This is a genomic window from Sphingobacterium lactis (genome assembly GCF_051951495.1).
GTDB lineage: Bacteria > Bacteroidota > Bacteroidia > Sphingobacteriales > Sphingobacteriaceae > Sphingobacterium > Sphingobacterium lactis_A.
On the sequence record NZ_JBNHAS010000002.1, the window covers coordinates 278,635 to 301,409 of the forward strand.

Annotated in this window: 20 protein-coding genes and 1 other RNA gene; 15 read left to right on the plus strand and 6 right to left on the minus strand. The window is 38.6% G+C overall.

The window, feature by feature from the left end; translation table 11 throughout:
• Nucleotides 1–92: 92 nt before the first annotated feature.
• The 4 genes from ACP6L2_RS08900 to ACP6L2_RS08915 are packed head-to-tail and all read left to right on the plus strand — an operon-like array spanning nucleotide 93 to nucleotide 7,221.
• Nucleotides 93–3,416 carry a SusC/RagA family TonB-linked outer membrane protein gene (locus ACP6L2_RS08900; protein ID WP_440508879.1) on the plus strand — a complete coding sequence of 1,108 codons (3,324 nt, stop codon included), beginning with the start codon at nucleotides 93–95 and terminating at the stop codon, nucleotides 3,414–3,416.
• A gap of 10 nt (nucleotides 3,417–3,426) precedes the next feature.
• Nucleotides 3,427–4,890 carry a RagB/SusD family nutrient uptake outer membrane protein gene (locus ACP6L2_RS08905; RefSeq protein ID WP_440508880.1) on the plus strand — a complete coding sequence of 488 codons (1,464 nt, stop codon included), beginning with the start codon at nucleotides 3,427–3,429 and terminating at the stop codon, nucleotides 4,888–4,890.
• An 11-nt stretch (nucleotides 4,891–4,901) separates the two neighbouring features.
• The gene (locus ACP6L2_RS08910; RefSeq protein ID WP_440508881.1) at nucleotides 4,902–5,675 is read left to right on the plus strand and encodes a DUF4843 domain-containing protein; all 774 of its coding nucleotides are present in this window, start codon (nucleotides 4,902–4,904) and stop codon (nucleotides 5,673–5,675) included.
• A gap of 16 nt (nucleotides 5,676–5,691) precedes the next feature.
• Nucleotides 5,692–7,221, plus strand: coding sequence for a PKD-like family lipoprotein (locus ACP6L2_RS08915; protein ID WP_440508882.1), 1,530 nt, complete (start codon nucleotides 5,692–5,694; stop codon nucleotides 7,219–7,221).
• Between the two features lie 154 nt (nucleotides 7,222–7,375).
• Here ACP6L2_RS08915 and mtgA read toward each other — a convergent pair whose 3' ends face one another.
• A complete protein-coding gene (gene mtgA, locus ACP6L2_RS08920; RefSeq protein WP_440508883.1) occupies nucleotides 7,376–8,119 on the minus strand; it encodes a monofunctional biosynthetic peptidoglycan transglycosylase in 744 nt (247 codons plus the stop codon).
• Nucleotides 8,120–8,287: 168 nt separating this feature from the next.
• Between mtgA and mutS the strand changes: the two genes are divergently transcribed.
• Genes mutS through ACP6L2_RS08935 form a run of 3 tightly spaced genes read left to right on the plus strand, consistent with a single transcriptional unit; the run spans nucleotide 8,288 to nucleotide 12,098 of the window.
• Nucleotides 8,288–10,864 carry a DNA mismatch repair protein MutS gene (mutS, locus tag ACP6L2_RS08925; RefSeq protein ID WP_440508884.1) on the plus strand — a complete coding sequence of 859 codons (2,577 nt, stop codon included), beginning with the start codon at nucleotides 8,288–8,290 and terminating at the stop codon, nucleotides 10,862–10,864.
• Nucleotides 10,865–10,880: 16 nt separating this feature from the next.
• A complete protein-coding gene (locus ACP6L2_RS08930) occupies nucleotides 10,881–11,585 on the plus strand; it encodes a tRNA1(Val) (adenine(37)-N6)-methyltransferase (RefSeq protein WP_440508885.1) in 705 nt (234 codons plus the stop codon).
• Between the two features lie 18 nt (nucleotides 11,586–11,603).
• On the plus strand, nucleotides 11,604–12,098 hold the full coding sequence (locus tag ACP6L2_RS08935; protein ID WP_440508886.1) for a metallophosphoesterase family protein: 495 nt from the start codon (nucleotides 11,604–11,606) through the stop codon (nucleotides 12,096–12,098).
• Nucleotides 12,099–12,182: 84 nt separating this feature from the next.
• On the opposite strand, the gene ACP6L2_RS08940 is transcribed toward ACP6L2_RS08935, so the two are convergent.
• The gene (locus ACP6L2_RS08940; RefSeq protein WP_440508887.1) at nucleotides 12,183–12,518 is read right to left on the minus strand and encodes a MerR family transcriptional regulator; all 336 of its coding nucleotides are present in this window, start codon (nucleotides 12,516–12,518) and stop codon (nucleotides 12,183–12,185) included.
• Between the two features lie 105 nt (nucleotides 12,519–12,623).
• Between ACP6L2_RS08940 and ACP6L2_RS08945 the strand changes: the two genes are divergently transcribed.
• The gene (locus tag ACP6L2_RS08945; RefSeq protein ID WP_440508888.1) at nucleotides 12,624–12,989 is read left to right on the plus strand and encodes a hypothetical protein; all 366 of its coding nucleotides are present in this window, start codon (nucleotides 12,624–12,626) and stop codon (nucleotides 12,987–12,989) included.
• A gap of 58 nt (nucleotides 12,990–13,047) precedes the next feature.
• Here ACP6L2_RS08945 and accD read toward each other — a convergent pair whose 3' ends face one another.
• Both accD and ACP6L2_RS08955 read right to left on the minus strand, forming a co-directional pair.
• Entirely contained in the window at nucleotides 13,048–13,890 is an 843-nt protein-coding gene (gene accD / locus ACP6L2_RS08950; protein WP_344673180.1) for an acetyl-CoA carboxylase, carboxyltransferase subunit beta, read from the minus strand.
• 201 nt (nucleotides 13,891–14,091) lie between these two features.
• Nucleotides 14,092–14,322 (minus strand): hypothetical protein, encoded by a 231-nt coding sequence (locus ACP6L2_RS08955; RefSeq protein WP_440508889.1) that lies wholly within the window; start codon nucleotides 14,320–14,322, stop codon nucleotides 14,092–14,094.
• Nucleotides 14,323–14,417: 95 nt separating this feature from the next.
• On the opposite strand from ACP6L2_RS08955, the gene dprA reads away from it, so the two are divergent.
• From dprA to ACP6L2_RS08980, 5 genes are all read left to right on the plus strand, one after another.
• A complete protein-coding gene (gene dprA, locus ACP6L2_RS08960; protein ID WP_440508890.1) occupies nucleotides 14,418–15,518 on the plus strand; it encodes a DNA-processing protein DprA in 1,101 nt (366 codons plus the stop codon).
• Between the two features lie 15 nt (nucleotides 15,519–15,533).
• A complete protein-coding gene (locus ACP6L2_RS08965; protein WP_440508891.1) occupies nucleotides 15,534–17,069 on the plus strand; it encodes an MFS transporter in 1,536 nt (511 codons plus the stop codon).
• A gap of 3 nt (nucleotides 17,070–17,072) precedes the next feature.
• A complete protein-coding gene (locus tag ACP6L2_RS08970) occupies nucleotides 17,073–17,300 on the plus strand; it encodes a DUF6814 family protein (RefSeq protein ID WP_344673176.1) in 228 nt (75 codons plus the stop codon).
• A gap of 81 nt (nucleotides 17,301–17,381) precedes the next feature.
• Nucleotides 17,382–17,479, plus strand: an RNA gene (gene ffs, locus ACP6L2_RS08975) — signal recognition particle sRNA small type.
• Nucleotides 17,480–17,782: 303 nt separating this feature from the next.
• Nucleotides 17,783–18,541, plus strand: a complete 759-nt coding sequence (locus tag ACP6L2_RS08980) for a hypothetical protein (RefSeq protein ID WP_440508892.1) — start codon at nucleotides 17,783–17,785, stop codon at nucleotides 18,539–18,541.
• A gap of 65 nt (nucleotides 18,542–18,606) precedes the next feature.
• Here the strand turns inward: ACP6L2_RS08980 and rsmG are convergent, their stop codons facing one another.
• Complete coding sequence (gene rsmG / locus ACP6L2_RS08985) at nucleotides 18,607–19,242, minus strand: 16S rRNA (guanine(527)-N(7))-methyltransferase RsmG (RefSeq protein WP_440508893.1); 636 nt, start codon at nucleotides 19,240–19,242, stop codon at nucleotides 18,607–18,609.
• Nucleotides 19,243–19,273: 31 nt separating this feature from the next.
• Nucleotides 19,274–20,416, minus strand: a complete 1,143-nt coding sequence (locus ACP6L2_RS08990; RefSeq protein ID WP_440508894.1) for a glycosyltransferase — start codon at nucleotides 20,414–20,416, stop codon at nucleotides 19,274–19,276.
• Nucleotides 20,417–20,546: 130 nt separating this feature from the next.
• Between ACP6L2_RS08990 and tgt the strand changes: the two genes are divergently transcribed.
• Nucleotides 20,547–21,677: a tRNA guanosine(34) transglycosylase Tgt gene (gene tgt / locus ACP6L2_RS08995; protein ID WP_440508895.1), complete on the plus strand. Its 1,131-nt coding sequence runs from the start codon at nucleotides 20,547–20,549 to the stop codon at nucleotides 21,675–21,677.
• Nucleotides 21,678–21,684: 7 nt separating this feature from the next.
• Complete coding sequence (locus tag ACP6L2_RS09000) at nucleotides 21,685–22,767, plus strand: LptF/LptG family permease (RefSeq protein ID WP_440508896.1); 1,083 nt, start codon at nucleotides 21,685–21,687, stop codon at nucleotides 22,765–22,767.
• Nucleotides 22,768–22,775 lie beyond the last annotated feature (8 nt).

Sequence of the window (22,775 nt, forward strand, 5' to 3'; positions counted from 1 at the left end):
CGATTCAAAAATCGTATGTACAAATGTATAAAATTTATATTACAAGGAAATATATAAATCCGTTGGGTATTCCAACACGGTTATTGCTCGCTATGAAATTGACGCTGTTATTTTTACTTGTCGGCATGATACATGCAAGTGCCTCGTCATTTGGACAAACGCTTACCATCAAAAGTGGTAAAATAAGCTATAAACAGCTATTTCGCGAAGTTCAAAAACAGACAGGATACGATGTGTTATTGCATTCCACCCACTTTGATTTAGACAAGAAAATAAAAGTGCAGTTCCATAACAAACCGCTCTTGGAAGCTTTGGATTGGATAAAGGAAAATGAACATATCAATTATCAAGTAGATAAGAAGAGTATTATTTTTCGATTCAATGAAAATAAGGTTGAACCTGTGCTTGGGGAGCATGAAGTGGATCAGACACAAATCATTGGTAAAGTTGTCGACGAGCAGGGGAATGCCATTGAAGGCGCATCAATTAAATTAAAATCAGATGCGACAAAAGGCACACTATCCCAAAAGGACGGGTCCTTTTATTTGCCGATAACAGCATTGAATGAAGTGTTGGTAGTTTCTTATATCGGATTTGAAAGTAAGGAAGTAAAAGCAAGCTTAGACCGTGATAAGATGATTATACGCTTGATAAGAAAGGAAGCGAAAGTAGAAGAGGTGGTTATTACGACCGGTATCTTTAAGAAAGAAGATAAAAGCTTTACTGGAGCTTCAACCACCGTTACAGCAAAAGAGCTTCGAGATTTTGGAAATCGAAATTTGATTACATCTTTACGAAATGTAGATCCATCATTCAATATCATTGAGAGCAATACATTTGGGTCAAATCCTAACCGTTTACCTGAGATTCAAATGCGGGGAAGCTCCAGTATCCCAAATATTGGAGAGCTTCAAGATCAAACACGTGTGGGTTTGAATACACCCTTGATTATTTTGGACGGCTTTGAATCTAGCCTTCAGAAGTTATATGATATGAATGAAAATGAGGTGGAATCAATCACCTTGTTAAAAGATGCAGCAGCAACTGCTATCTACGGTTCCCGAGGCTCCAATGGGGTAGTCGTTATTACAACTAGACCTCCGAAAATGGGTAAACTAAGGCTTAACTATCGTGCTGATGTAAACCTAGAGATGCCTGATCTTTCGGATTACAGTTTGTTGAATGCCAAGGATAAATTGGACTTGGAGTGGAAAGCTAATTACTATAACCACGCCAATACAGAGATAGATTTTCCTTTGAAAAAATATTACAGCTACCTTTTGAATGAAGTAAATCGAGGGGTAGAAACAGACTGGATGGCTTTGCCTTTGAGAACAGGTATTGGTCAAAGACATAATTTAAGAGTAGAAGGTGGTGACCAATCTCTACGATACTCGGCCTCCGCGCAAGTAAATAATATCGCAGGTGTTATGAAGGGTTCTTCCAGGAATACCATTAACGGGAACATTAGCTTGGCTTACACCTACAATAATTTGCGGTTTAGAAATAATTTACAAATTACCCAAGGGAAATCAAATGAGTCACCTTATGGAACATTCAGTGAATATGCAAGAATGAATCCCTACTGGCGAGCTTTTGATGAAAATGGAAATGTGTTGAAGGTATTAGGAGACCCTGGAAATATGGATTACCAATATTACTGGAATACATTACCTGTAAACCCACTATTTAACGCCAACCTGAATACATTTGAAAAATCAGAGACTTCTGAATTGGTAAACAATACTGCAGTAGAATGGAATATTATAGACGAACTAACCTTAAGAGCACAGCTGGGTATTATTAAAGGAAATGTCCAATATGATAAATTTAGACCTGCTGAACATACGGCATTTGCCAATTACGGTGTTGATGATGTATTCAGAAAAGGAGATTATGCCTATAGCATAGACAATAATTTTAGGTACGATGGTTCATTGAATTTGGCTTATTCCAAAGTATTCTCACAGGTACATCAAATTACTGGCGGGGTAGATTTTAATGTTCGACAAAGTAAATTATCCCGATATAATTTTCTGGCGGAAGGATTCCCAAATTCAGATTTTGACTTTATTTCCATGGCCTTGCAATACAGTGAAAATGGTAAGCCATCGGGTTCGGAGAGTTTGTCGAGAGCTGTGGGTTTAACAGGGAACATTAGCTACGTCTATGCCGACCGCTATTTTTCAGATTTTTCAGTACGCATAGATGGTTCATCGCAGTTTGGTGCAAAAACGAAGATGGCGCCATTCTGGTCTGCAGGCCTTGGATGGAACTTGCATAACGAAAAGTTTCTCCTCGGTAACCCTTATATCAATCGACTTAAAATTCGTGGGTCAACAGGTATTACAGGATCTCAAAACTTCAATGCTTACCAAGCCTTATCAACATATGGATATTATACTGACCAAAGGTATTTCAATTGGATGGGTTCTTATCTGTTAGGATTAGGTAATGAGGATTTGAAGTGGCAACAAGCCATGAAATACAATGTTGGTATGGATGCGGAGTTTTTACAAAGAAGATTGAAATTGACAACAGACATTTACTTGGAAACAACCAAAGATCTGGTTTCATCGATCAACTTACCTGCGTCAAGCGGTTTTGCGAGCTATATTGAAAATATTGGTCGAATGCAAAATAAGGGTTTTGAAATTAAAGCAACAGGTTTAATTCTGGCTAATCCTGAAAAGTATACTTGGAGTGTGACTGTTGCAGTATTGGGTAATAGAAATAAAGTCATAGAGACATCCAAAGCACTGAAAGATGCGCAGAGTATCATATTGAATGGAACAACAGACCCTGGAGTTTTATATATGGAAGGCTATTCGAGCAATGACATTTGGGTGGTTCCATCCTTGGGTATTGATCCAAGTACCGGAAAGGAGCTATACCTTGGGGTTGATGGTTTACCTACTTACACTTGGGATGCTGCAAATATTAAATCGGTTGGTACTACAGATCCATTGTTGTTTGGAAATTTCAGCTCGATGTTCCGGTACAAGGACTTTGCGATCAATGCTTCATTCCGATATAGGTTTGGTGGACAACAGTATAATAGCACCTTGGTTAACAAAGTAGAAAGTGGCAATTATAAGTACAATGTTGACTCACGGGTATACGATGACCGTTGGCAACAGCCGGGGGATATGGCTGCTTTCAAAGGGCTGCTAGTAACCTCGCCAACCTATAAAACCTCACGCTTTGTACAGGATGAAAATACACTGGTTTGTAATAATATCAGCTTACAATATGATTTACGAGCGGAGAATGTATTACGAAAACTAAGATTGCAGGCAATTAATTTCAGTGCAAATATGGCGGAGCCATTTTATATGTCTTCAATCAGGAGAGAAAGGGGTACATCTTATCCATTCTCAAGACAACTTTCATTTACAGTCAATGCAACCTTTTAATTAATTAGACATGAAAAAGTTATTTTTTATTTTTCTGGCTTTTATAGGGGTGTTTTTATTCACTTCATGTGAGAAGTTTTTAACGGTAACCCCTAAAACAGAAATGCCTAAAGACAAGCTGTTTAGTACAGAAGGTGGATTTAAAGATGCCTTGACAGGCTTATACATACAGATGAATTCTTCGGATGCCTATGGGGCTGCGATGACCCAAACTACAGTGGAACAATTGATAGGAAGTTGGGATGTGGTATCGGGTTCTACGCCCCAGCGTATTGGACTGTATAATTTTGCTGATGAAGGCGTGTTGAATTCCTTTGAAACAGTCTACGGAAAGCTATACAGTATAATTGCTAGTGCCAATTCAATCCTTGAGCATATCGATGCTAATAAGGCCGTTTTTACAAACGAAGAATTATATAGAACTATAAAATCAGAATGTTTAGCCATTCGTGCTTATTGTCATTTGGATATTATAAGGTTATTTGGACCGGTTCCCACAGCTCCTGAAGAAGGAAATAAGTTTCCCTATGTAACGACTGTTTCTAAAGTTCCAAATGCAGGGATTTCCTTTGATTCTTATAAGCAACTGTTGCTAAAGGATCTTTCAGATGCTGAAAATTTGGTTAAGGATGTTGACCCAATATTAAAATATTCCTTAACCCAACTTAAAAATCCAGGTATTTCTTCTGGATACAATCCTGTGGATACATATATGGCCTATCGTGGTATTCGGATGAATTATTTTGCTATTAAAGGGCTTCAAGCTAGAGCCTATATGTGGTTTAATGAGCCAGAGAAAGCTTATGAAAGTGCCAAGCTGGTTATAGATGCGAAAAATGAGGATGGTACTACTAAGTTTAGGTTGGGATCTGCTGCTGATTTTTCAACTGCAGGGGATTTTGTATTGACTAATGAACATCTTTTTGGTTTATATGATTTTAGTATGTATAACAGGTATGCTAGCACATATGCAATGGGAACCATTAAAAAGGGGACTAGTGCTACCATCATAACCAATCAATTGTATGGTAATACCGGTACAGATATCCGTGAGGCGAATCTTTGGGAATTAATCGTATTACCAAATCAAGCGAAATGCTATATAATCAAGAAATATAAAGTTGCACAGAGTCCATCAAGTATTGCAGTTGACTATAAGCAAATCCCTATGCTTAGGCTGAGTGAGATGTACATGATTGCCAGTGAGGCTGCTCCATTATCTGAAGCGCAAAATTATTGGACTACCTTCAAACAGTCTAGGAATATTGCGACTACGACTTTGCCGAGTGATCTTGAAGCGAGGAAGTTTGAGATTTTAAAGGAGTTTAGAAAAGAGTTCTATGCAGAAGGACAATCCTATTTTGCCTATAAAAGATTAAATGCCCCTAAGGCAAATGTCTTATTCAGTCCCGCATCGGCAAAACTTACTTACTTGTTTCCAATGCCAAGAACAGAATCTATTAATTCATACTAAAAGATTTTCAAATGAGATTTTTACGATACATCATGGTTGTTTTGGCTGCTATTGCCATAACCTCATGTAAACAGGATGCGTATTTTAAATTTAATGAATCGGCAAGAATTCAATTTGGTCCAACACCTTATAGACTATACGCTAAGGGCTATGAAATGGCAGATACGGTTAAGCCCTATACATTTTATTATGAAGAGCCTTCGGTTCAGGAAGATACCGTCTTTTTTGATATCTATACCGTTGGCGAGCTAGCTAAAGTAGATCGCGCATTTACCTTACAACAAGAAAATGTAACAGAAGGGGAGAATGCTGTTGCAGGCAAACACTATGTTGCCTTTACAGATTCAAAGGCAAGCAAACATTATGTGATTAAGGCTGATTCCATGCATGCACGGGTGCCCGTGATATTGTTGAGAGACCCCAGTTTAAAAAGCAGTACCATGTTGTTGAAGTTTAAGGTAATTGAAAATGACCAGTTTAAAACTGGTGAAGCGAGTAAGTTATGGCGAAAAATTGAATTTACTGATCAATTAAGCAGACCTCTTGCCTGGAGTGCTAGTGCTTCAACCTACTATTATGGTGAGTACAGTTTAGTAAAGCATCAATTTATGGTGGAAAGTACCGGACAACGGTGGGATCAAGATTTTATGGTCGGGTTGCCATCTGAATATGGACTACTTCAGTTCTGGCTTGGCAAGCTGAAAACAAACCTTGTAAACTATAATAATGCCCATCCGGGTAATCCACTAGTCGATGAAAACGGCAACCTGGTTGTTTTTCCGTAATTAAAAAAATACGATCATGAAGTTATTACACAATATAATTTATTTAGGTCTTACGTTTTTAGTGATGTCATGTGTCAAGGATAAGACCAATTATAGCCTTTTAGATCCTGAAATCATTACTGTTGAAGGTTTTGATGGCGATTATACTATATTATCAGGTACAGATCGTTTTGATATCGATCCAATTGTCAAATCAAATGATCCCAATGCGAATTTTGAATATAAATGGTGGATTTATGAAGCCGATGTTCCTGGTTCATTTCGGATTGTAGATACCATTGGTCATGAACGAAAACTGGATTACCTGGTGACACAACCAGCCAAAGGTTGGGTATTGGTTTTTAGTGTGACCAATAAGAATACGAAATATACGAAGCATTTTACCGCGGATGTGAATATCATTACCTCCTTTACCCGAGGGTGGTATGTTGCTAAGGATGATGGTACTCAAGCGGACTTGGATTTGTTTCTTACTCCGGAGAATATCATTCCTGATTCCAAATTGGAGAATGTCTATAGTGTGCAGAATGGCCGTAAATTACAAGGGAAGGCGCAATTATTATCCTTTTTCTCTAATTATCGATCCGAGGTAACTGGTGTGTTAGGGAACACTAGAACTTTGTTCTTTGTTACAGATAAGGATGTTTCTGCGACTTACATCAATACGTTAAAAGAATTACGCGGTTATAATACCTTATTTTATGAACCACCAGCTGTAAAATCTCCTAGTCTTGTTGCTTTAGGGCAGTCTGCAATTTATATGGTGAATGATGGTCATTGCCACAGTCTTTATACACTTTCCGCTAATACAGGTCAATTTGGCGTAGCTAAGATCAGAGATGATAAGAATTCGCCATATCAGTTATCGAAATATTTTTATTCTTGGCGGAATATTGATCCATACTTTTTTGATCAGACCAGCAGTTCTTTTGTATCGACGACAGGTACAGGTGCCATAATGACGGGTATAAATGATATCGGTCTTAGTAACGGACGCCCACAAACGGAGATGTCCGCAAATAAAAACAACAAAACCATGCTTTTTATGGGCTTTAAAACAACCGCCAAAGCCTATGCTGTATTTCAGGATAAAACAAATCAAGCCTTGAAGATACTTACTGACATTACGCCAAGTAAGACAGCTTTTAAGATGGATAATGATACGTTGAAAGTAACGGATAAGCTGTATAATGCCAGCAATTACACCTTATTAGACGGAGATGAAAACATGCTATATTTTGCTACTGCAAATGAGATTTGGTCAAGAAATTTGTCCAACAAAGTTGAGCAACGTCAATTTGCTTTGCCTGCAGGTGAGGAGGTGACCTTTATTAGGCACCGAAAATATACTGAAGATGTCTTTTCTTATAATTATGTGATGGTAGGAACAAAGGTGGGTAATAATTATAAGATTAGAATGTTTACTAAGGCTTCAGGCAATTTGAGCGCAAGTCCCGCATTTACACTCGAGGGAACCGGAGTAGCTCGTGATGTTATGTACGTTTCTCCTGTTGTGAATGAATTTACCTATACCCCAACTTTTTAATAAAAGCAGTTAGGAGATTGTTTCAAAAAAGAGTTTTAGAATTTATTATTTAGTTTGATTGTAATTCCTAGGCGGTTATAGCATTGCTTAACCGCCTTAATTTTGACGCGTTGGTTATAATAGCTGTTTTTATTTCATTAGAAGGAATAATAGTCTACTCCGGAATTTTATAATAATTCAAATAACGAACGATGCTGTTTGCACGTCTATTGATGTAATTCGAAGGTCTTCTGGCATCCCATTTCTGTGGGCTTGGTAGAATGGCTATAATAAGTGCTGCTTCTTTTTTGGTTAAGCTTTTCCCGGATTTATGAAAATAATATTGGGAAGCTGCTTCAGCACCATATACTCCTTGTCCCATTTCAATGACATTGAGGTAGACTTCTAAGATTCGTTTTTTGCTCCAGAAGATTTCAATCAGAACCGTGAAATAGCTTTCCAGGCCTTTGCGTATCCAAGAACGGCCAGGCCAAAGGAATACGTTTTTGGCGGTTTGCTGACTGATGGTACTTCCTCCTCGAAGGGATTTGCCGCCTTTATTTTTTTCGATTGCTTCAAAGATGGCCTTGGTGTCAAAGCCATTATGAGTCATAAAATGGGCATCTTCACCAGCTAGGGCAGCTCTTTTTAAATTATCGGATATATCCTCATAATCCAGCCATTTGCGGTCAATCTTCCATTCCTTACCAGCAGCTTTACGTTCGAAGCCACGCTTCAACATCAAGTAAGTAATCGGAGGATTGGTAAAACGTAAGGCTATCACCCAGAGTATGCTGAGTACAATGAGAGTTAACACGGCACGCCACAGGTAAGGCCATATCTTCGTTTTGAAAAAAGATTGTCCTTTACTGTTTTTTTGCTTGATCTTGTTCTGTTTGGTAGAACGCTTGATAGCCATGGCATTGAAAATTTATGCAAACATAAGAGGTATTTTTTAATTTTCGGGTCAAATTTCACTGTTGACATTGCTTTTTGTTCGGTTTTGCAAATCGGGACAATTCTGCTATTTTTACATCACATTCAAAATAAGCATACCTTGGCAAAAGAGAAGAAACAAACTCCCTTAATGCAGCAATATAATACAATAAAGGCCAAGTACCCCGGTGCCTTATTGTTGTTTAGGGTGGGGGATTTTTATGAGACGTTTGGAGAAGATGCGGTAAAGGCCGCCAAAATATTGGGTATTGTTTTGACAAAGCGTGGAAATGGTACCGAATCGGAGACGGCATTAGCAGGATTTCCACACCACTCCCTAGAAACTTATTTACCAAAATTAGTGCGTGCAGGACAAAGGGTTGCTATATGTGATCAATTGGAAGACCCTAAGCAAACGAAAACCATTGTGAAACGTGGAGTAACCGAATTAGTTACGCCTGGGGTGTCGTACAGTGAGAATATCGTTCAGCAGAAGTCCAATAATTACTTAGCGTCTATATTTTTTGATAAAAGTACAGTTGGGGTCTCTTTTCTGGATATTTCAACCGGGGAATTCCTGGTGGCACAAGGGAATGTGGGGTATATCGATAAGTTGCTTCAAGGCTTTAAGCCGACCGAGGTGATTATGCCGAAGAAACAAGCTAAGGAATTTATGGAACAGTTTGGTTCCAGTTATTATACCTATACCTTGGATGAATGGCCTTATACAGGCGATTATGCGGATGAACAGTTGCTGAAGCATTTTGAGGTAAAGTCCATGAAAGGCTTTGGTGTTGACCGCATGAATGTTGGTTTAATTGCAGCAGGTGTAGCTTTGCATTACCTGAATGAAACAGAGCACCGAAATCTACAACATATTTCCAATATCTCCAGAATTGAGGAAGACCGCTACATGTGGTTGGATCGTTTTACGATTCGGAATCTGGAATTAGTAGGTTCTGCCAATGAGAATGCAAGTACTTTAGCGGATGTATTGGATGAAACCTCTTCCCCAATGGGGGCTCGTTTGTTAAAGCGCTGGATTATCATGCCATTGAAGGATGAGAAGGCGATCAACGAACGCTTGCAAGTAGTTGATTACTTCCATAAGCATCGGGATGTGAGGGAAGAATTAATTCGAGAGATTAAACATGTCGGGGATTTAGAACGACTGATTTCCAAGATAGGATTACTCAAAGCAAATCCTAGGGAGATCATTCAATTGAAGAGAGCCCTATATGCAGTTGAAAAGTTAAAGGAATTAACAGCGGGTGCAGAGTCGGAATCCCTAAGGGTGATTGCCGAACAACTGAATCCTTGTTTGATTATTCGCGATAAAATAGAGAATACAGTACAAGCGGAACCACCGGTTGCCTTGAATAAAGGAAATGTAATTGCTGATCAGGTAGATCCTGATTTGGATAAATTGCGTAAGGTGGCCTTCGGTGGGAAAGATTACTTGTTGGAGATTCAGAAACGTGAATCAGATGCCACTGGTATTCCTTCTTTAAAAATTGCTTTCAACAATGTGTTTGGATACTACCTGGAAGTTACCAATACCCATAAGGATAAGGTGCCAGAAGGATGGATTCGTAAGCAGACTTTGGTTAATGCGGAGCGGTATATCACCGAGGAGCTGAAGGAATATGAAGAACAAATCTTAGGGGCAGAAGAGAAGATTCAAGTCATTGAAAATAGAATCTATGCCGAATTGTTGCAAGATATCGCAGCTTATATCAAGCCCATACAGTTAAATGCTCAATTGTTGGCCAAACTGGATGTGCTGTTAAACTTTGCGGTGATCGCTGAAAAGAATTATTACGTAAAACCGGAAATCAACAATAGCAGAATCATTGATATCAAAGGTGGTCGCCACCCGGTAATTGAAAAGAAATTGCCTATAGGTGAGGACTACATTACCAACGATACTTTCTTGGATCCAGAGGGACAACAGATCATTATCATCACTGGACCCAATATGGCGGGTAAATCGGCTTTGTTGCGTCAGACTGGATTGATTGTCCTTATGGCACAGATAGGTAGTTTTGTTCCTGCCAAGGAAGCGACCTTAGGAATCGTGGATAAGATCTTCACCCGTGTTGGGGCTTCAGATAATCTTTCATCTGGAGAATCGACCTTTATGGTGGAAATGAATGAGACCGCGAGTATTATGAACAACCTTTCTGACCGAAGTTTAATTCTGTTGGATGAGATTGGGCGTGGTACCAGTACTTATGATGGTATTTCCATTGCTTGGGCAATTGCGGAGTTTTTACATAGCCATCCTACCTGTCGTGCAAAAACCTTATTCGCTACGCACTATCATGAATTGAATGAGTTGTGTACTTCCATGCCGCGTATCAAGAACTACAATGTCAGTGTGAAGGAATTGAACAACAAGGTGATCTTCCTTCGTAAGCTTGTTCCGGGCGGCTCTGAGCACAGTTTTGGTATTCACGTAGCCAAGCTTGCTGGAATGCCTCCTAAGCTTATAGCGCGCGCCAATGACATCTTAAAACGATTGGAACAGGAGCGTACCGGAGGGGAGAAGATCAAGGATAGTATGCGTAAGATCCAGAAGCAAGCTTATCAGTTGCAAATGTTTTCCATCGATGATCCGGTTTTGGAAAAGATTCGGGATATGCTGAATAATTTGGATGTCAATACCTTAACTCCAGTAGAGGCCTTGATGAAGTTGGATGAGATACAGCGTTTATTAAAGAATTAATTCTAGTAAGTAGGTTATGGGTCAGGTGTTTCAGTTTAAACAATTCGCAGTAGATCAGAATAATGTTCCTATGCGCATCAACACAGATGGTGTTTTGTTAGGAGCACAGGCAGAGGCGGAATCCGTGAATCGTATTTTGGATATAGGGACCGGTACAGGAGTCATTGCATTGATGTTAGCTCAGCGTTTTGAGGATGCCGAGGTTTGGGGCGTGGAGATTGATGATCTTGCCGCTAAAACCGCTAGAATGAATTTTGATCAGTCGCCTTTTACTAATCGCATGCACTTGTTGCATTCCGATATCTTTCATTGGAAGAATGATTTGCAATTTGATTTAATTGTTTCCAATCCACCGTTTTATATCAATTCCCTACATAACCCTGACGAGCGTAAGAAGTTAGCAAAACATACCGATGATACTTTCTTTATCGGGATGTTGGAATTTGCTGCCAAACACCTGACTGAGCAAGGTTCTTTTCAATTAATCGTTCCGGTAGAATTGGAAGATTTCTTAAAAACCGAAGCGGATAAATTGGGTTTAGTATGGGATGGACAGGTAAATATTCGTTCTTTTGCCGATTCAGAAAGCTTCCGTTGTATTATTCGATTTGCTCGTCATTCTAAAGACCAGAAAACGGAAGAATTTATCATCTATAAAGGTCGAGGAATCTATTCGGATGCCTATAATCATTTGCTCCAACCCTTCTTTTTAGCTTTTTAATTCGATCCGCATTACCTTATGAAAATTGGCTTAATATCGGATACCCACAGTTATTTGGATGAGGCTGTTTTTGAGTACTTCAAAGACTGTGATGAAATCTGGCATGCCGGTGATTTTGGTTCTATGGAAGTTATTGAACAATTAGCTGCCTTTAAACCATTGCGAGGCGTCTTTGGTAATATTGATAATAAAGATATCCGAAATCTTTATCCAGAGAATCTGCGTTTTACTTGTGAGGAAGTTGATGTGTGGATGACACATATCGGGGGTTATCCCGGTAAATACAGCCCATTGGTTAGGGAGGAGATTAAGAAGAATCCACCAAAGCTATTTATTTGCGGGCATTCTCATATCTTGAAAGTGCAATTTGATGCCAAATTACAGTTATTGCATTTGAATCCAGGTGCTGCCGGAAAGCAAGGGTGGCATAAGCAAAGGACATTAATGCGCTTTGACATTCATGCTGACCGCATTGAGAATCTGGAAGTGATCGAGTTGAACCCTAGGTGGTAAATCACATCATTTCACCATTCTATATTCGAAAAAGTATAAGCTTTTTTGAAAAAGAAAGCAGAGAATTAAATCAAGGAATATTTCTTACAAACTATCTCTAACCTCTAATAAGAAGCTTTTTAGTTTTTCTAATGAATCTACAACACGTTGATTTTCTTTTGCTTCGTTTTTATTGTTACGAAGGAAATCGCGGGCACCTTGTAGGGTATAACCTTTGTCTTTAACAAGATTGAAGATTATTTTTAGGTTCGCGATGTCATCTGGAGTAAATAGACGGTTGCCTTTTTTGTTTTTCTTAGGCTGAAGAATATCAAATTCACGCTCATAAAAACGAACTTGAGAAGCATTTACACCGAACATCTCGGTTACTTCGCCCATTGTATAGTATAATTTGTTGATTTCGCGTTCTTTGTACGGCATCTATTTATCCATTTGGTGACCTAAACAAATATACAACCTAAGTTTGATATTCAAAAAAACTATAAATTAAAGGGGATATTTATACCTTTAAAGCAAGAAATATCTATGAAAGGAAAAGTTATTGTCAGTGCATTTTGGACGAAGTTCTTCTCTTGGGGTAAAGCGCAAGCTATTACTATTTTTCCTTTTATTTTCTTAAAACACCCTGCTTATAAGAAAGATAAGGTGCTGATAAACCATGAAAATATTCACATTCGTCAAGCTTTAGAATTGTTGATTATTCCTTTCTATTTTCTTTATCTGACGGAGTTTATGTTCCGATTGATTCAATATCGACACTTTTTCAAAGCCTATTTGAATATCTCCTATGAAAGAGAGGCATTTCAAAATGAAGAAAACTTGTATTACCTCCGAGATCGCAAGGTCTTTAGTTCTTTTAAATATCTGCGAAGTTGGAAAGAGAAGTCATAAAAAAGCCGAACATCAAATGTTCGGCTTTCTATTTTTTAAAGTCTCAATTGGAATTAGGTTATTTCACTAATTTCAAGAAGGTCGATACTTTTTCTTTTAATTGTCTTCTATCCACAATGAAATCCAAGAATCCGTGTTCTAATACGAATTCAGAAGTTTGGAATCCCTTAGGAAGGTCTTTCTTAATGGTTTCTTTGATGACACGAGGACCTGCGAAACCAATTAATGCTCCTGGTTCAGCGATATTGATATCACCTAACATCGCGTAAGATGCAGTTACACCTCCGGTAGTCGGGTCAGTCAATAAACAGATATAAGGAAGTTTTGCTTGTGCCAAAAGAGCTAGCTTTGCGGATGTTTTAGCCATCTGCATTAAAGAGAAAGCTGCTTCCATCATACGTGCACCACCAGATTTAGAGATCAACATAAAAGGTAATTTATGTTCGATACAGTAATCAATGGAACGTGCGATTTTTTCACCTACTACTGATCCCATAGATCCACCGATAAAGGAGAAGTCCATACAGTCAATTACGATTTCTTGACCGTCCAATTTACCAACAGCAGCACGTAATGCATCATTTAAGCCAGTCTTTGCTTGGCTATCGAGCAAACGGTCTTTGTAAGGTTTGGTGTCGACGAAATGTAAGGGATCACCTGCTTTCAGGTTCGGGAAGAGTTCCGTGTATTCGTTATTATCAAATAAAATCGAAAAATATGCGGTAGAGCCTATTCTAATATGATAATCACAATAATGACAAACGTATTTGTTTTCTACCTGCTCCACATTCAAAAGGGGCTTTTTACAGTTAGGACATTTGTTCCACATCCCATCAGGTGCCTCTTTCTTATGCTCCGTAGCAGTTTGTATTCCTGCTTTGTTTCTTTTAAACCAACTCATAGACTCGTGTTAATTCGGATTACAAATAAACAAAAAATATCTAATATGTGTAGGAGGAATTGTTATTGCCCCCAAAAGCTGATTGACTAACTGGCAATTAGCCCTCATTTGCTTAGACTATTTATCGATTGTAGCATAGGATGCATTTCAATTCCGTTATTTCTCCATTTTCAGTTTGGAGAAATTGTGCTTATGGGCTTATTATGAAATATTTTTATTGATTTCTGAACCGATCAGGTTGATTTCTTCATCCATTCCGAACATCGGAAGTCCAGTTTCAGGATTCAGCTTTAACCAAGTAGTTTCGGTGTCTTTAATGATTTGCACATATTCTTGTCCATCCTTAAAAACGGTATAGGTATCTTTCTCGTCCGGGAATACGGAATAAGTAATTCCGTTGATCTCAATATCAAAAGGTTCTTGTAGTTCCATTTTATTTCTTTAGAAGCACAAAGTTAAGCATTTAAGTTTTAAGGATGTTGCAGAAGGTAGTCTGATTCCTTATATTTAGACTCAACTAGCCAAGAATGAATGCCATAGAGCAGATTGCAATTACTAAGATTAAAGGTGTCGGACCTAAATCAAGTCGACTATTATTGGCCTACTTTGGCAGTTTAGAAGAAGTTTTTAAAAGTAAACCTGCAGAATTAAAACGAATACCGGGGATTACGCGTTCTGTAATAGATGAATTGGTTTCAGGTGCCCATATGCGAGCTGCTGAAGCAGAATATCGGTATATACAAGACCATGGAATTGAATTGTTTTGGTATGAGGATGATCGTTTTCCTCATCGACTGAAAAATTGTGATGATGCGCCTATGCTTCTCTACAGCAAGGGGAGTTTAGACCTGAATAAGCAAAGAATAGTAAGTGTTGTAGGCACTAGAAATGCGACCCATTATGGTCGCAAATTGACTGAAGCTCTACTAGAGGGTTTATCCGATTTGGATGTATTAATGGTGAGTGGTTTGGCTTTTGGAATTGATATCCTGGCTCATCGTGCAGCAGTAGAACAGAAAATAGGAAATGTGGCCGTATTAGGTCATGGTCTTGATCGGATTTACCCTTTTGAGCATCGGGAGACCGCTGAAAAGATTCTGGAGAATGGGCGCTTATTATCTGAATTCCCATCAGGAACATTGCCTGACCGTGTTAATTTTCCAATGCGCAATCGCATTATTGCAGGTCTATCGGATGTTACAGTGGTGGTAGAGGCAGCAAATAAGGGAGGCGCATTAATAACAGCAGAGATTGCGAACAGTTATAATCGTGATGTATGTGCCTTTCCTGGTCCAGTTGACCAACCTTATTCAGTAGGTTGTAATGAGTTGATCAGGAATAATAAAGCGCATTTAATACGGCATGCGGAAGATCTTATTCAATTGATGCAATGGGATCTGGATACAGCAAGCAAGAAAGATGTAGGAACGCAATTAAGCCTGCTAGCAGACTTGAATAATGATGAAGAACGCATATTTACCTATTTGAAGGAGGTAGAGCATGCTTCGATTGACGAATTGGCTATTTATTGTGATTGGCAACAGAGTAAAATTGCGCTCGTATTGTTGGAAATGGAGATGAAAGGAATAGTACAGTCCCTACCGGGGAAAATATATAAATTACCTTAAACCTAATAAACATCTATGCAAGAACAAGTAAGTAAGAAAGGGATCTGGAAGGTTATCGGGGCATCTTCCTTAGGAACCCTCATTGAGTGGTACGATTTTTTTATTTTCGGGAGTTTATCGGTGGTTATTTCCACCAAATTCTTTCCAGCAGATAATCCTACTGCAGCCTTTTTATCCACATTAGCCACTTTTGCAGCTGGCTTTGTCGTACGCCCCTTTGGGGCTTTATTTTTTGGGCGTCTAGGGGACCTGATAGGGCGTAAATACACCTTCATGGTGACATTAATGCTCATGGGTGGTGCTACTTTCCTGATAGGGCTAATACCATCCTATGAACAGATTGGCTTCTTTGCGCCGCTGATTGTGCTTATCCTGCGTCTATTGCAAGGTTTAGCATTGGGAGGTGAGTATGGTGGTGCGGCGACCTATGTTGCTGAACATGCTCCTCATGGGGAGAGGGGTTATTGGACTTCCTGGATCCAGACCACTGCAACATTCGGACTCTTTATTTCCTTGGTGGTTATCTTGTTGACAAAGTTAGTTTTGACTGAAACACAATTTGACCAATGGGGTTGGCGAGTACCCTTCCTGTTATCAATATTAATGGTATATGTATCGTACCTGATTCGTAAAAACATGGATGAGTCGCCTGAATTTAAAAAAGCGAAAGCAGAGGGTAAGACTTCAACAAACCCCTTGAAAGAGAGTTTTGGTAATAAATACAACTTGAAATTTGTTCTATTGGCTTTATTTGGGGCCGCTATGGGGCAGGGGGTGGTTTGGTATACAGGCCAGTTCTATTCCATGTCTTTTATGAAGACGGTCATGATGGTACATTCCGATCAAGCGGATACCATATTGGGGATAGCGCTGCTATTTGGCACTCCATTCTTTGTGGTATTTGGTAAACTCTCGGATAAGGTTGGACGTAAATGGGTGATGTTAATCGGGATGTTACTTGCTGTATTGACCTATAGGCCGATTTATCAAGCCATGTATAAGCTGAGTAACCCAGATTTAAAAGAAGAGGTTGTTGCTTCCAGATCAGAAGATACCAAAGAACAACAAATTGATGATGATTTGCTGGAAGTACATACGATAAACCGTGTATTTACTGATGGAACCACATTAAAAGAGGAACACCGACGCTACTTGGAGAAAGATGGTCAAGCGGTAGTTGGGGAGGTGAAGATGTTGGAGAAAACTACGGTCCATCTCTCAGGAGGTAATTATGTGGCATTAATTGCTTTGATTTTCATTCAGATTATCTACATCACCTTGGTATATGGTCCGATAGCAGCCTTTTTGGTTGAGATCTTTCCGGTTAAGATTCGATATACCTCCATGTCCTTACCATACCATATAGGTAATGGTATTTTTGGAGGGCTCTTACCTGCGGTATCCACTTATTTGGCTACTACAGCTAAAACAGCAGCAGACCCTAATTTCTATTTAGCAGGTTTATGGTATCCCATTATTATATCCGCAGTTTGTTTTGTGATAGGGGCTTTATATATCAATAAGAATATGGTAGCAAAAGATTTGAGTTAGACTATGGAAAACATTAAAAAAATATTAGGTATTGTCTGGATAGCCTTGGCATTACTTACGGCATATTTCTGTATTGCGAAGTTTGGTTTACCCAAGATTATGTCCGGTCATCAAGAAGATGTGGTATTTGGGATAATTATCCTGTTTATCCTGACACCCATCATCAGTATTGGCTTGGCGGTGTTCGGTTATTTTGCCTTAAAAGGAGAATATCGGGAAGACAAGATGTAATTTTTTGGCTGAATGTCAGCGGTATAGCGCATAAGTGCTATTTTCTTTTCGAAAACATTAAAAAATTGTTAATTTTGCCGTGGGTAAGTCCTTTACGACCAGCTCCCATTGACTCCCCCAGGTTGGGAACAAAGCAAGGGTATTTGGTTGAGCGGTGCGATAAAGGGGGCTTACCCATTTTTTATGCCTTTTTTTGAAGGATATAAAAAACATTCACCGCAGCATATTCTCAACGAATTTTTTAATTATACATATTTCCTTAATTATTCATTCAATCGGTCACATATCATTGATTGAATTTTACAGGCCATCTTTAATTTAAATTAGATGGCCTGTGGTTTTTTCTGTACGATGTTAATTTAATATTATATTTTCCTTCCTGAGTATGTTTTTAGCTGTTCCCTATTGTGTTGAGTCCTTAAAAAATGTAGTTTCGGTAAACAATTTATATTTTCTAAAGCACACACTAACAGCACTAAGTAATGAAAATCTTCCAAAACTTTATTTTGTTGACTTTAGTCACATTAGGCTCATTGCAATTGTTAATTGCTCAGGAGCAAAGCAATAAACCAAACCCTTATTTACTGAAGGTAAAATGGGAATTTGATAATATCCCTGACGTATTAAAACAAACAGAAGTTCTGATGATAGAGGGTTTGGCAATCCAAAAAAATACTATATATAAAACTACATCAGATATTGAATTAGATGGGGAAAATGATTTTAAAAAAATTGTTTCTAGTTCCAAAGATTCTTTAGGAGGTTATTTCCTGACAGATTATACGACTAAAAAAACATATGAGTTTGATACAAATAAAAACCTTGTAAAGATTTTAAATAATTCAACGGACCAAATGGGACTTATGTTTTTAAAAACTGATTCTTTAATGTCGACACTTGCTCCAAAATATGTGTTGAAAGGAGATACATTATTAAATGGCCAAAAATGTAAGAAAGTTGTTTACGAGGCTGAGGAAAATGGAGAAGCCATTTCACACATTGCCTACATTGCTGAGCGTATAAAAGGTGAAAAGGTTATGAATGTGATGGCAAATTCCTTAGAAGAAAGATTTAATGGTACTTGTGTAGCAATAGATTTTCATAATATGAATAATCAAAAGAAAACTGTTCAAAGGGTTGGATTTAGTTATAATCGTAATGTTGATCCTGAAGAACGTAAATTGGCCAATTTCTTTTATGATTGGTTTCAAAAACAAAAGAAAGAGAATTTATCCATTTAAAAGTTCTAAAAGAAAAGCCAGTATATTTTTACATACTGGCTTTTCTTTGTTTTATATATTTCCGCTTACATTGGAATATAAACGACATATTTAGTGTCAAAGAAGTCTTCTTTAAAATAACTGGAGATAGGATGTAATTCAGCTTTGACTCTAGCCTCTTTGATCTCTTCCTTCAAGTCACCTCCCTTTAAATATAATATGCCATTAGGAATGCTATTTTTGTCGTTTTTCTCAAACTTGTTTCTAACCCATGGCAGGAAATCTCCCAGACGGGTTACTGCTCTAGAAACCACGAAATCATATTTGTAATCCAGTTCCTCTGCGCGCATGTGGTCAGCTTCCACATTTGTTAATCCTAATGCTTGTGCAACCTCCCTAACCACCTTAATTTTCTTCCCTATGGAGTCTACCAAATGAAATTGTACTTCCGGAAATAAAATCGCCAATGGGATACCTGGGAATCCACCACCGGTACCTACATCAAGCACACGAGTCTTCGGGCTGAACTCACCAACGAACTTGCCGATAGCCAAAGAGTGTAAGACATGCTTCAAGTATAAACTCTCGATATCCTTGCGAGAAACCACATTAATCTGGTCGTTCCAAAAAGGGTAAACTTCTTCGAGTTGGGCAAATTGTTGCTTTTGCTTCTCAGTAAGTTTTGGGAAATATTGATAAATAATATCTACAGTTGGATTCACGGTATTGCTTTGTTAAATGTTCAATAGGATGCTATTTCCAGGTCTTTTGTTTTTTCTTTCGATTGAAGAGACCGTTGAAACAGATGTAAAAATAATAATAGAAATCTAAAAGGGGAAGCCAAACTAAAAGGTCAGCTACCTGTAATTTACGATAGATAGGCTTGAAGACCAGCAGTTGGCAAATTAATCGAATTAAATAAGCTGCCAATGCCAGGTACCAATACTGAGGTGTTATCACTACAGCAGCGATTATAGCCAGATAAAACAAAACAGCAGTAACCAATTGGATGCCCAACATATTTTTATGTCTGGTTTTATAAAGCACGGAAGCTCCGGAATGCCTAGCCTTTTGTTTGTAATAGCTTTTCCAAGTCGTCTTAGGAGCTGATTCCACAATCGCATCGGGATGAATGGCAATAGCCACATTCGATGAATTTGCATTGCTGTTTACAAATAAATCATCATCGCCCGATTTAATATGCATATGCGCATTGAACCCCTTGCCTTTGAAAAATAGAGATTTGGTATAAGCAAGATTACGACCTACTCCCATATAAGCATCTCCTTTTAAGGCATAAGATAGGTAGCTCATGGCTGTATGGCTGGTTTCAAAACGAATCAGCTTGTTGAGAAATCCCTTGTATTTGAAATACGGGGAATAACCAAGGATAATCTCTTTCTTCTCTTGAAATGCTCCTTCTAATTCGCTAATCCAATTTCTGCTTACTGGTTCACAATCTGCATCACACATCAGCAAGTATTCATTTTTCGCGGCCTTGATACCCATGGTCAGTGCAAATTTCTTACTATGCTTAAGCTGAATGTGCTCTTTGATTTCCACAATTCGTAAATGAGAATATTTACTTGCAAAATCCTGTAAAATCCATTTGGTTTCATCACTGGAGCAATCATTCACTACAATTACCTCAAAGTCTGGGTAATCTTGATTCAATATGCTCGGAAGGAATTGTTGTAAGTTGTCTTGCTCATTATGGGCACAGATTAGTACAGAAACCGGCTTTTTATCCGCAAGATCCTGATAGGATTTAACACGATAGCGTGCAAGCTTGCTGTACACAAACAGGATAAAGTAAAGTTGGAATACCAAAAACAGCAAGAGAATTCCATAAGGAATTAGGTCGCTGTTCAGGTCGATATGAAAATTAGCTAACATAAAAGTAGGGGCAAAGATACAGGTTATCGTAATAATACGGGTGAAAGGTTGTTAAGAATTACTAATTAAATGCCGGATATATCAATCGCTCGGAATTTTATAGTATTTTTGCGGTCGATTAAGGATAAGTATGAAATTTACGCTTCAGGCACAAGATAATTTTTCAAGAGCAAGAGCAGGGGAGATAGAAACTGCTCATGGTACCATAAAAACACCTATTTTCATGCCCGTTGGTACTGCGGGAACAGTAAAAGCAGTTCACCAACATGAACTGGTTAATGATATTCAAGCACAAATCATCTTAGGGAATACCTATCACCTGTACTTACGTCCAGGTTTAGATGTGTTGAATAAGGCTGGGGGTTTACATAAGTTCATCAATTGGGACCGTCCCATCTTGACTGACTCTGGGGGTTATCAAGTATACTCCTTAACCGAAGTCCGTAAAATTAAAGAAGAAGGGGTAACCTTTCGCTCACATATCGATGGTTCCAAGCATTTATTCACTCCAGAGAATGTGATGGACACTCAACGTATCATCGGTGCAGACATCATCATGGCATTTGATGAATGTACGCCATACCCATGTGACTATAACTATGCGCGTAGATCGTTAGATATGACGCACCGCTGGTTAAAGCGTTGTTGTGATCGATTTGATAGTACAGAACCTTTGTATGGTTATGATCAAACCTTATTCCCAATTGTGCAGGGGTCAGTTTACAAAGATCTTCGTGAGAAATCTGCTGAGAAAATTGCCTCATTTAATCGCGAAGGGAATGCTATCGGCGGTTTATCAGTAGGTGAACCTGCGGAGGAGATGTATGCCATGACTGAAGTGGTGACCAACATCCTGCCTAAAGAAAAGCCGCGTTATTTAATGGGCGTAGGTACTCCAGTAAATGTTTTAGAAAATATCGCTTTGGGTATTGATATGTTCGACTGTGTGATGCCAACCAGAAATGCTCGTAATGGCATGTTGTTTACTCGTGAGGGTATTATCAATATCAAGAATGAGAAATGGAAGGATGACTTTAGTCCGATCGAAGCAGAAAGCGATTTATTAGTTGATCAAATCCATACCAAAGCCTATTTACGCCACCTAATTCGCTCGCAAGAGATTTTAGGAGCGCAAATTGCATCATTACATAACTTACATTTTTATCTTTGGTTAGTAAATGAAGCCAGAGAACGCATCATCGATGGTACTTTCTATGATTGGAAGAACAAGATGGTTGTAAAATTAGGACAAAGATTATAATCGAAGCATGAAAATTATCGATCGTTATATCATTAAAAAGTACTTGTCTACTTTTGTATTTACGGTAGCCATCTTCTGTGTGGTCATCGTAATCTTTGATATTTCGGAGAAAATCGATGATTTTAACAAGTATAAGGCACCCATGTCCAAGGTATTCCTACAATACTATGCATTGGGGAGTTTGCCTTTCTTTATCAACATGCTGACGCCGCTATTTAACTTCATAGCCGTTATTTTCTTTACCTCCAAGATGGCTGACCAAACGGAGATTGTTCCGATCCTCAGTGGAGGGATGAGTTTCAATAGAATGCTTAGGCCTTATCTGTTGTGTTCGGGATTAATCTGTGCAATGACCTTGGTTTCCAACGTCTATGTCATTCCTTTTACCAATAAGGTCAAAGTTGATTTTGAGAATGTCTATGTCAAGCCAAATAAAGTTTCCAATACATCGTCTTCTACACACATGCAGATTGACTCCAATACCTACGTGTATATGGGTTCTTTCGATACCAAGGCTAAAGTAGGGTACAACTTCAGTTTGGAGAAGTTTGACGGCAACAGGATGACTGAAAAGTTAATGGCTGAGCGTATTACTTGGGATTCTACACAAAATAAATGGAGTATCCACAGTTATACCAACCGACATATTTACGGTTTGAAAGAACGTATGGATTCCGGTGAGAAGCGGGATACCACTTTAGATATGGCGCCTCAGGATTTTGATGTCTACGAGAATGTCTTTACCACCATGAGTCAAAAAGAATTGGAAAGCCGCATCAGTAAGGAAGAAATTCGTGGTACAGGAATGATGAATGAGTTGCTTCTTGAGAAGTACAAACGCATTATCAATCCCTTTTCAGCCTTTATCCTAACCATTATTGGGGTTTCCCTGTCCTCGAAAAAAGTCAGAGGAGGTATAGGGTTAAGTTTGGGTCTAGGAATTGCCCTGAGCTGTATTTACATCGTATTGGAAAGATTCTCGAGTATGTTCTCCATCAAGGGAGGCTTGGATCCTTTAATATCGGTGTTGATTCCAAACGTAATATTTCTATTCATTAGTTTTTATCTATTAAAGAAGGCGCCTAAATAAAGGCGGTT

Coding starts and splice junctions, on each gene's coding strand:
- ACP6L2_RS08900 (WP_440508879.1), top strand. CDS start 93: ATGAAATTGACGCTGTTATTTTTACTTGTCGGCATGATACATGCAAGT.
- ACP6L2_RS08905 (WP_440508880.1), top strand. CDS start 3,427: ATGAAAAAGTTATTTTTTATTTTTCTGGCTTTTATAGGGGTGTTTTTA.
- ACP6L2_RS08910 (WP_440508881.1), top strand. CDS start 4,902: ATGAGATTTTTACGATACATCATGGTTGTTTTGGCTGCTATTGCCATA.
- ACP6L2_RS08915 (WP_440508882.1), top strand. CDS start 5,692: ATGAAGTTATTACACAATATAATTTATTTAGGTCTTACGTTTTTAGTG.
- mtgA (WP_440508883.1), bottom strand. CDS start 8,119: ATGGCTATCAAGCGTTCTACCAAACAGAACAAGATCAAGCAAAAAAAC.
- mutS (WP_440508884.1), top strand. CDS start 8,288: ATGCAGCAATATAATACAATAAAGGCCAAGTACCCCGGTGCCTTATTG.
- ACP6L2_RS08930 (WP_440508885.1), top strand. CDS start 10,881: ATGGGTCAGGTGTTTCAGTTTAAACAATTCGCAGTAGATCAGAATAAT.
- ACP6L2_RS08935 (WP_440508886.1), top strand. CDS start 11,604: ATGAAAATTGGCTTAATATCGGATACCCACAGTTATTTGGATGAGGCT.
- ACP6L2_RS08940 (WP_440508887.1), bottom strand. CDS start 12,518: ATGCCGTACAAAGAACGCGAAATCAACAAATTATACTATACAATGGGC.
- ACP6L2_RS08945 (WP_440508888.1), top strand. CDS start 12,624: ATGAAAGGAAAAGTTATTGTCAGTGCATTTTGGACGAAGTTCTTCTCT.
- accD (WP_344673180.1), bottom strand. CDS start 13,890: ATGAGTTGGTTTAAAAGAAACAAAGCAGGAATACAAACTGCTACGGAG.
- ACP6L2_RS08955 (WP_440508889.1), bottom strand. CDS start 14,322: ATGGAACTACAAGAACCTTTTGATATTGAGATCAACGGAATTACTTAT.
- dprA (WP_440508890.1), top strand. CDS start 14,418: ATGAATGCCATAGAGCAGATTGCAATTACTAAGATTAAAGGTGTCGGA.
- ACP6L2_RS08965 (WP_440508891.1), top strand. CDS start 15,534: ATGCAAGAACAAGTAAGTAAGAAAGGGATCTGGAAGGTTATCGGGGCA.
- ACP6L2_RS08970 (WP_344673176.1), top strand. CDS start 17,073: ATGGAAAACATTAAAAAAATATTAGGTATTGTCTGGATAGCCTTGGCA.
- ACP6L2_RS08980 (WP_440508892.1), top strand. CDS start 17,783: ATGAAAATCTTCCAAAACTTTATTTTGTTGACTTTAGTCACATTAGGC.
- ACP6L2_RS08990 (WP_440508894.1), bottom strand. CDS start 20,416: ATGTTAGCTAATTTTCATATCGACCTGAACAGCGACCTAATTCCTTAT.
- tgt (WP_440508895.1), top strand. CDS start 20,547: ATGAAATTTACGCTTCAGGCACAAGATAATTTTTCAAGAGCAAGAGCA.
- ACP6L2_RS09000 (WP_440508896.1), top strand. CDS start 21,685: ATGAAAATTATCGATCGTTATATCATTAAAAAGTACTTGTCTACTTTT.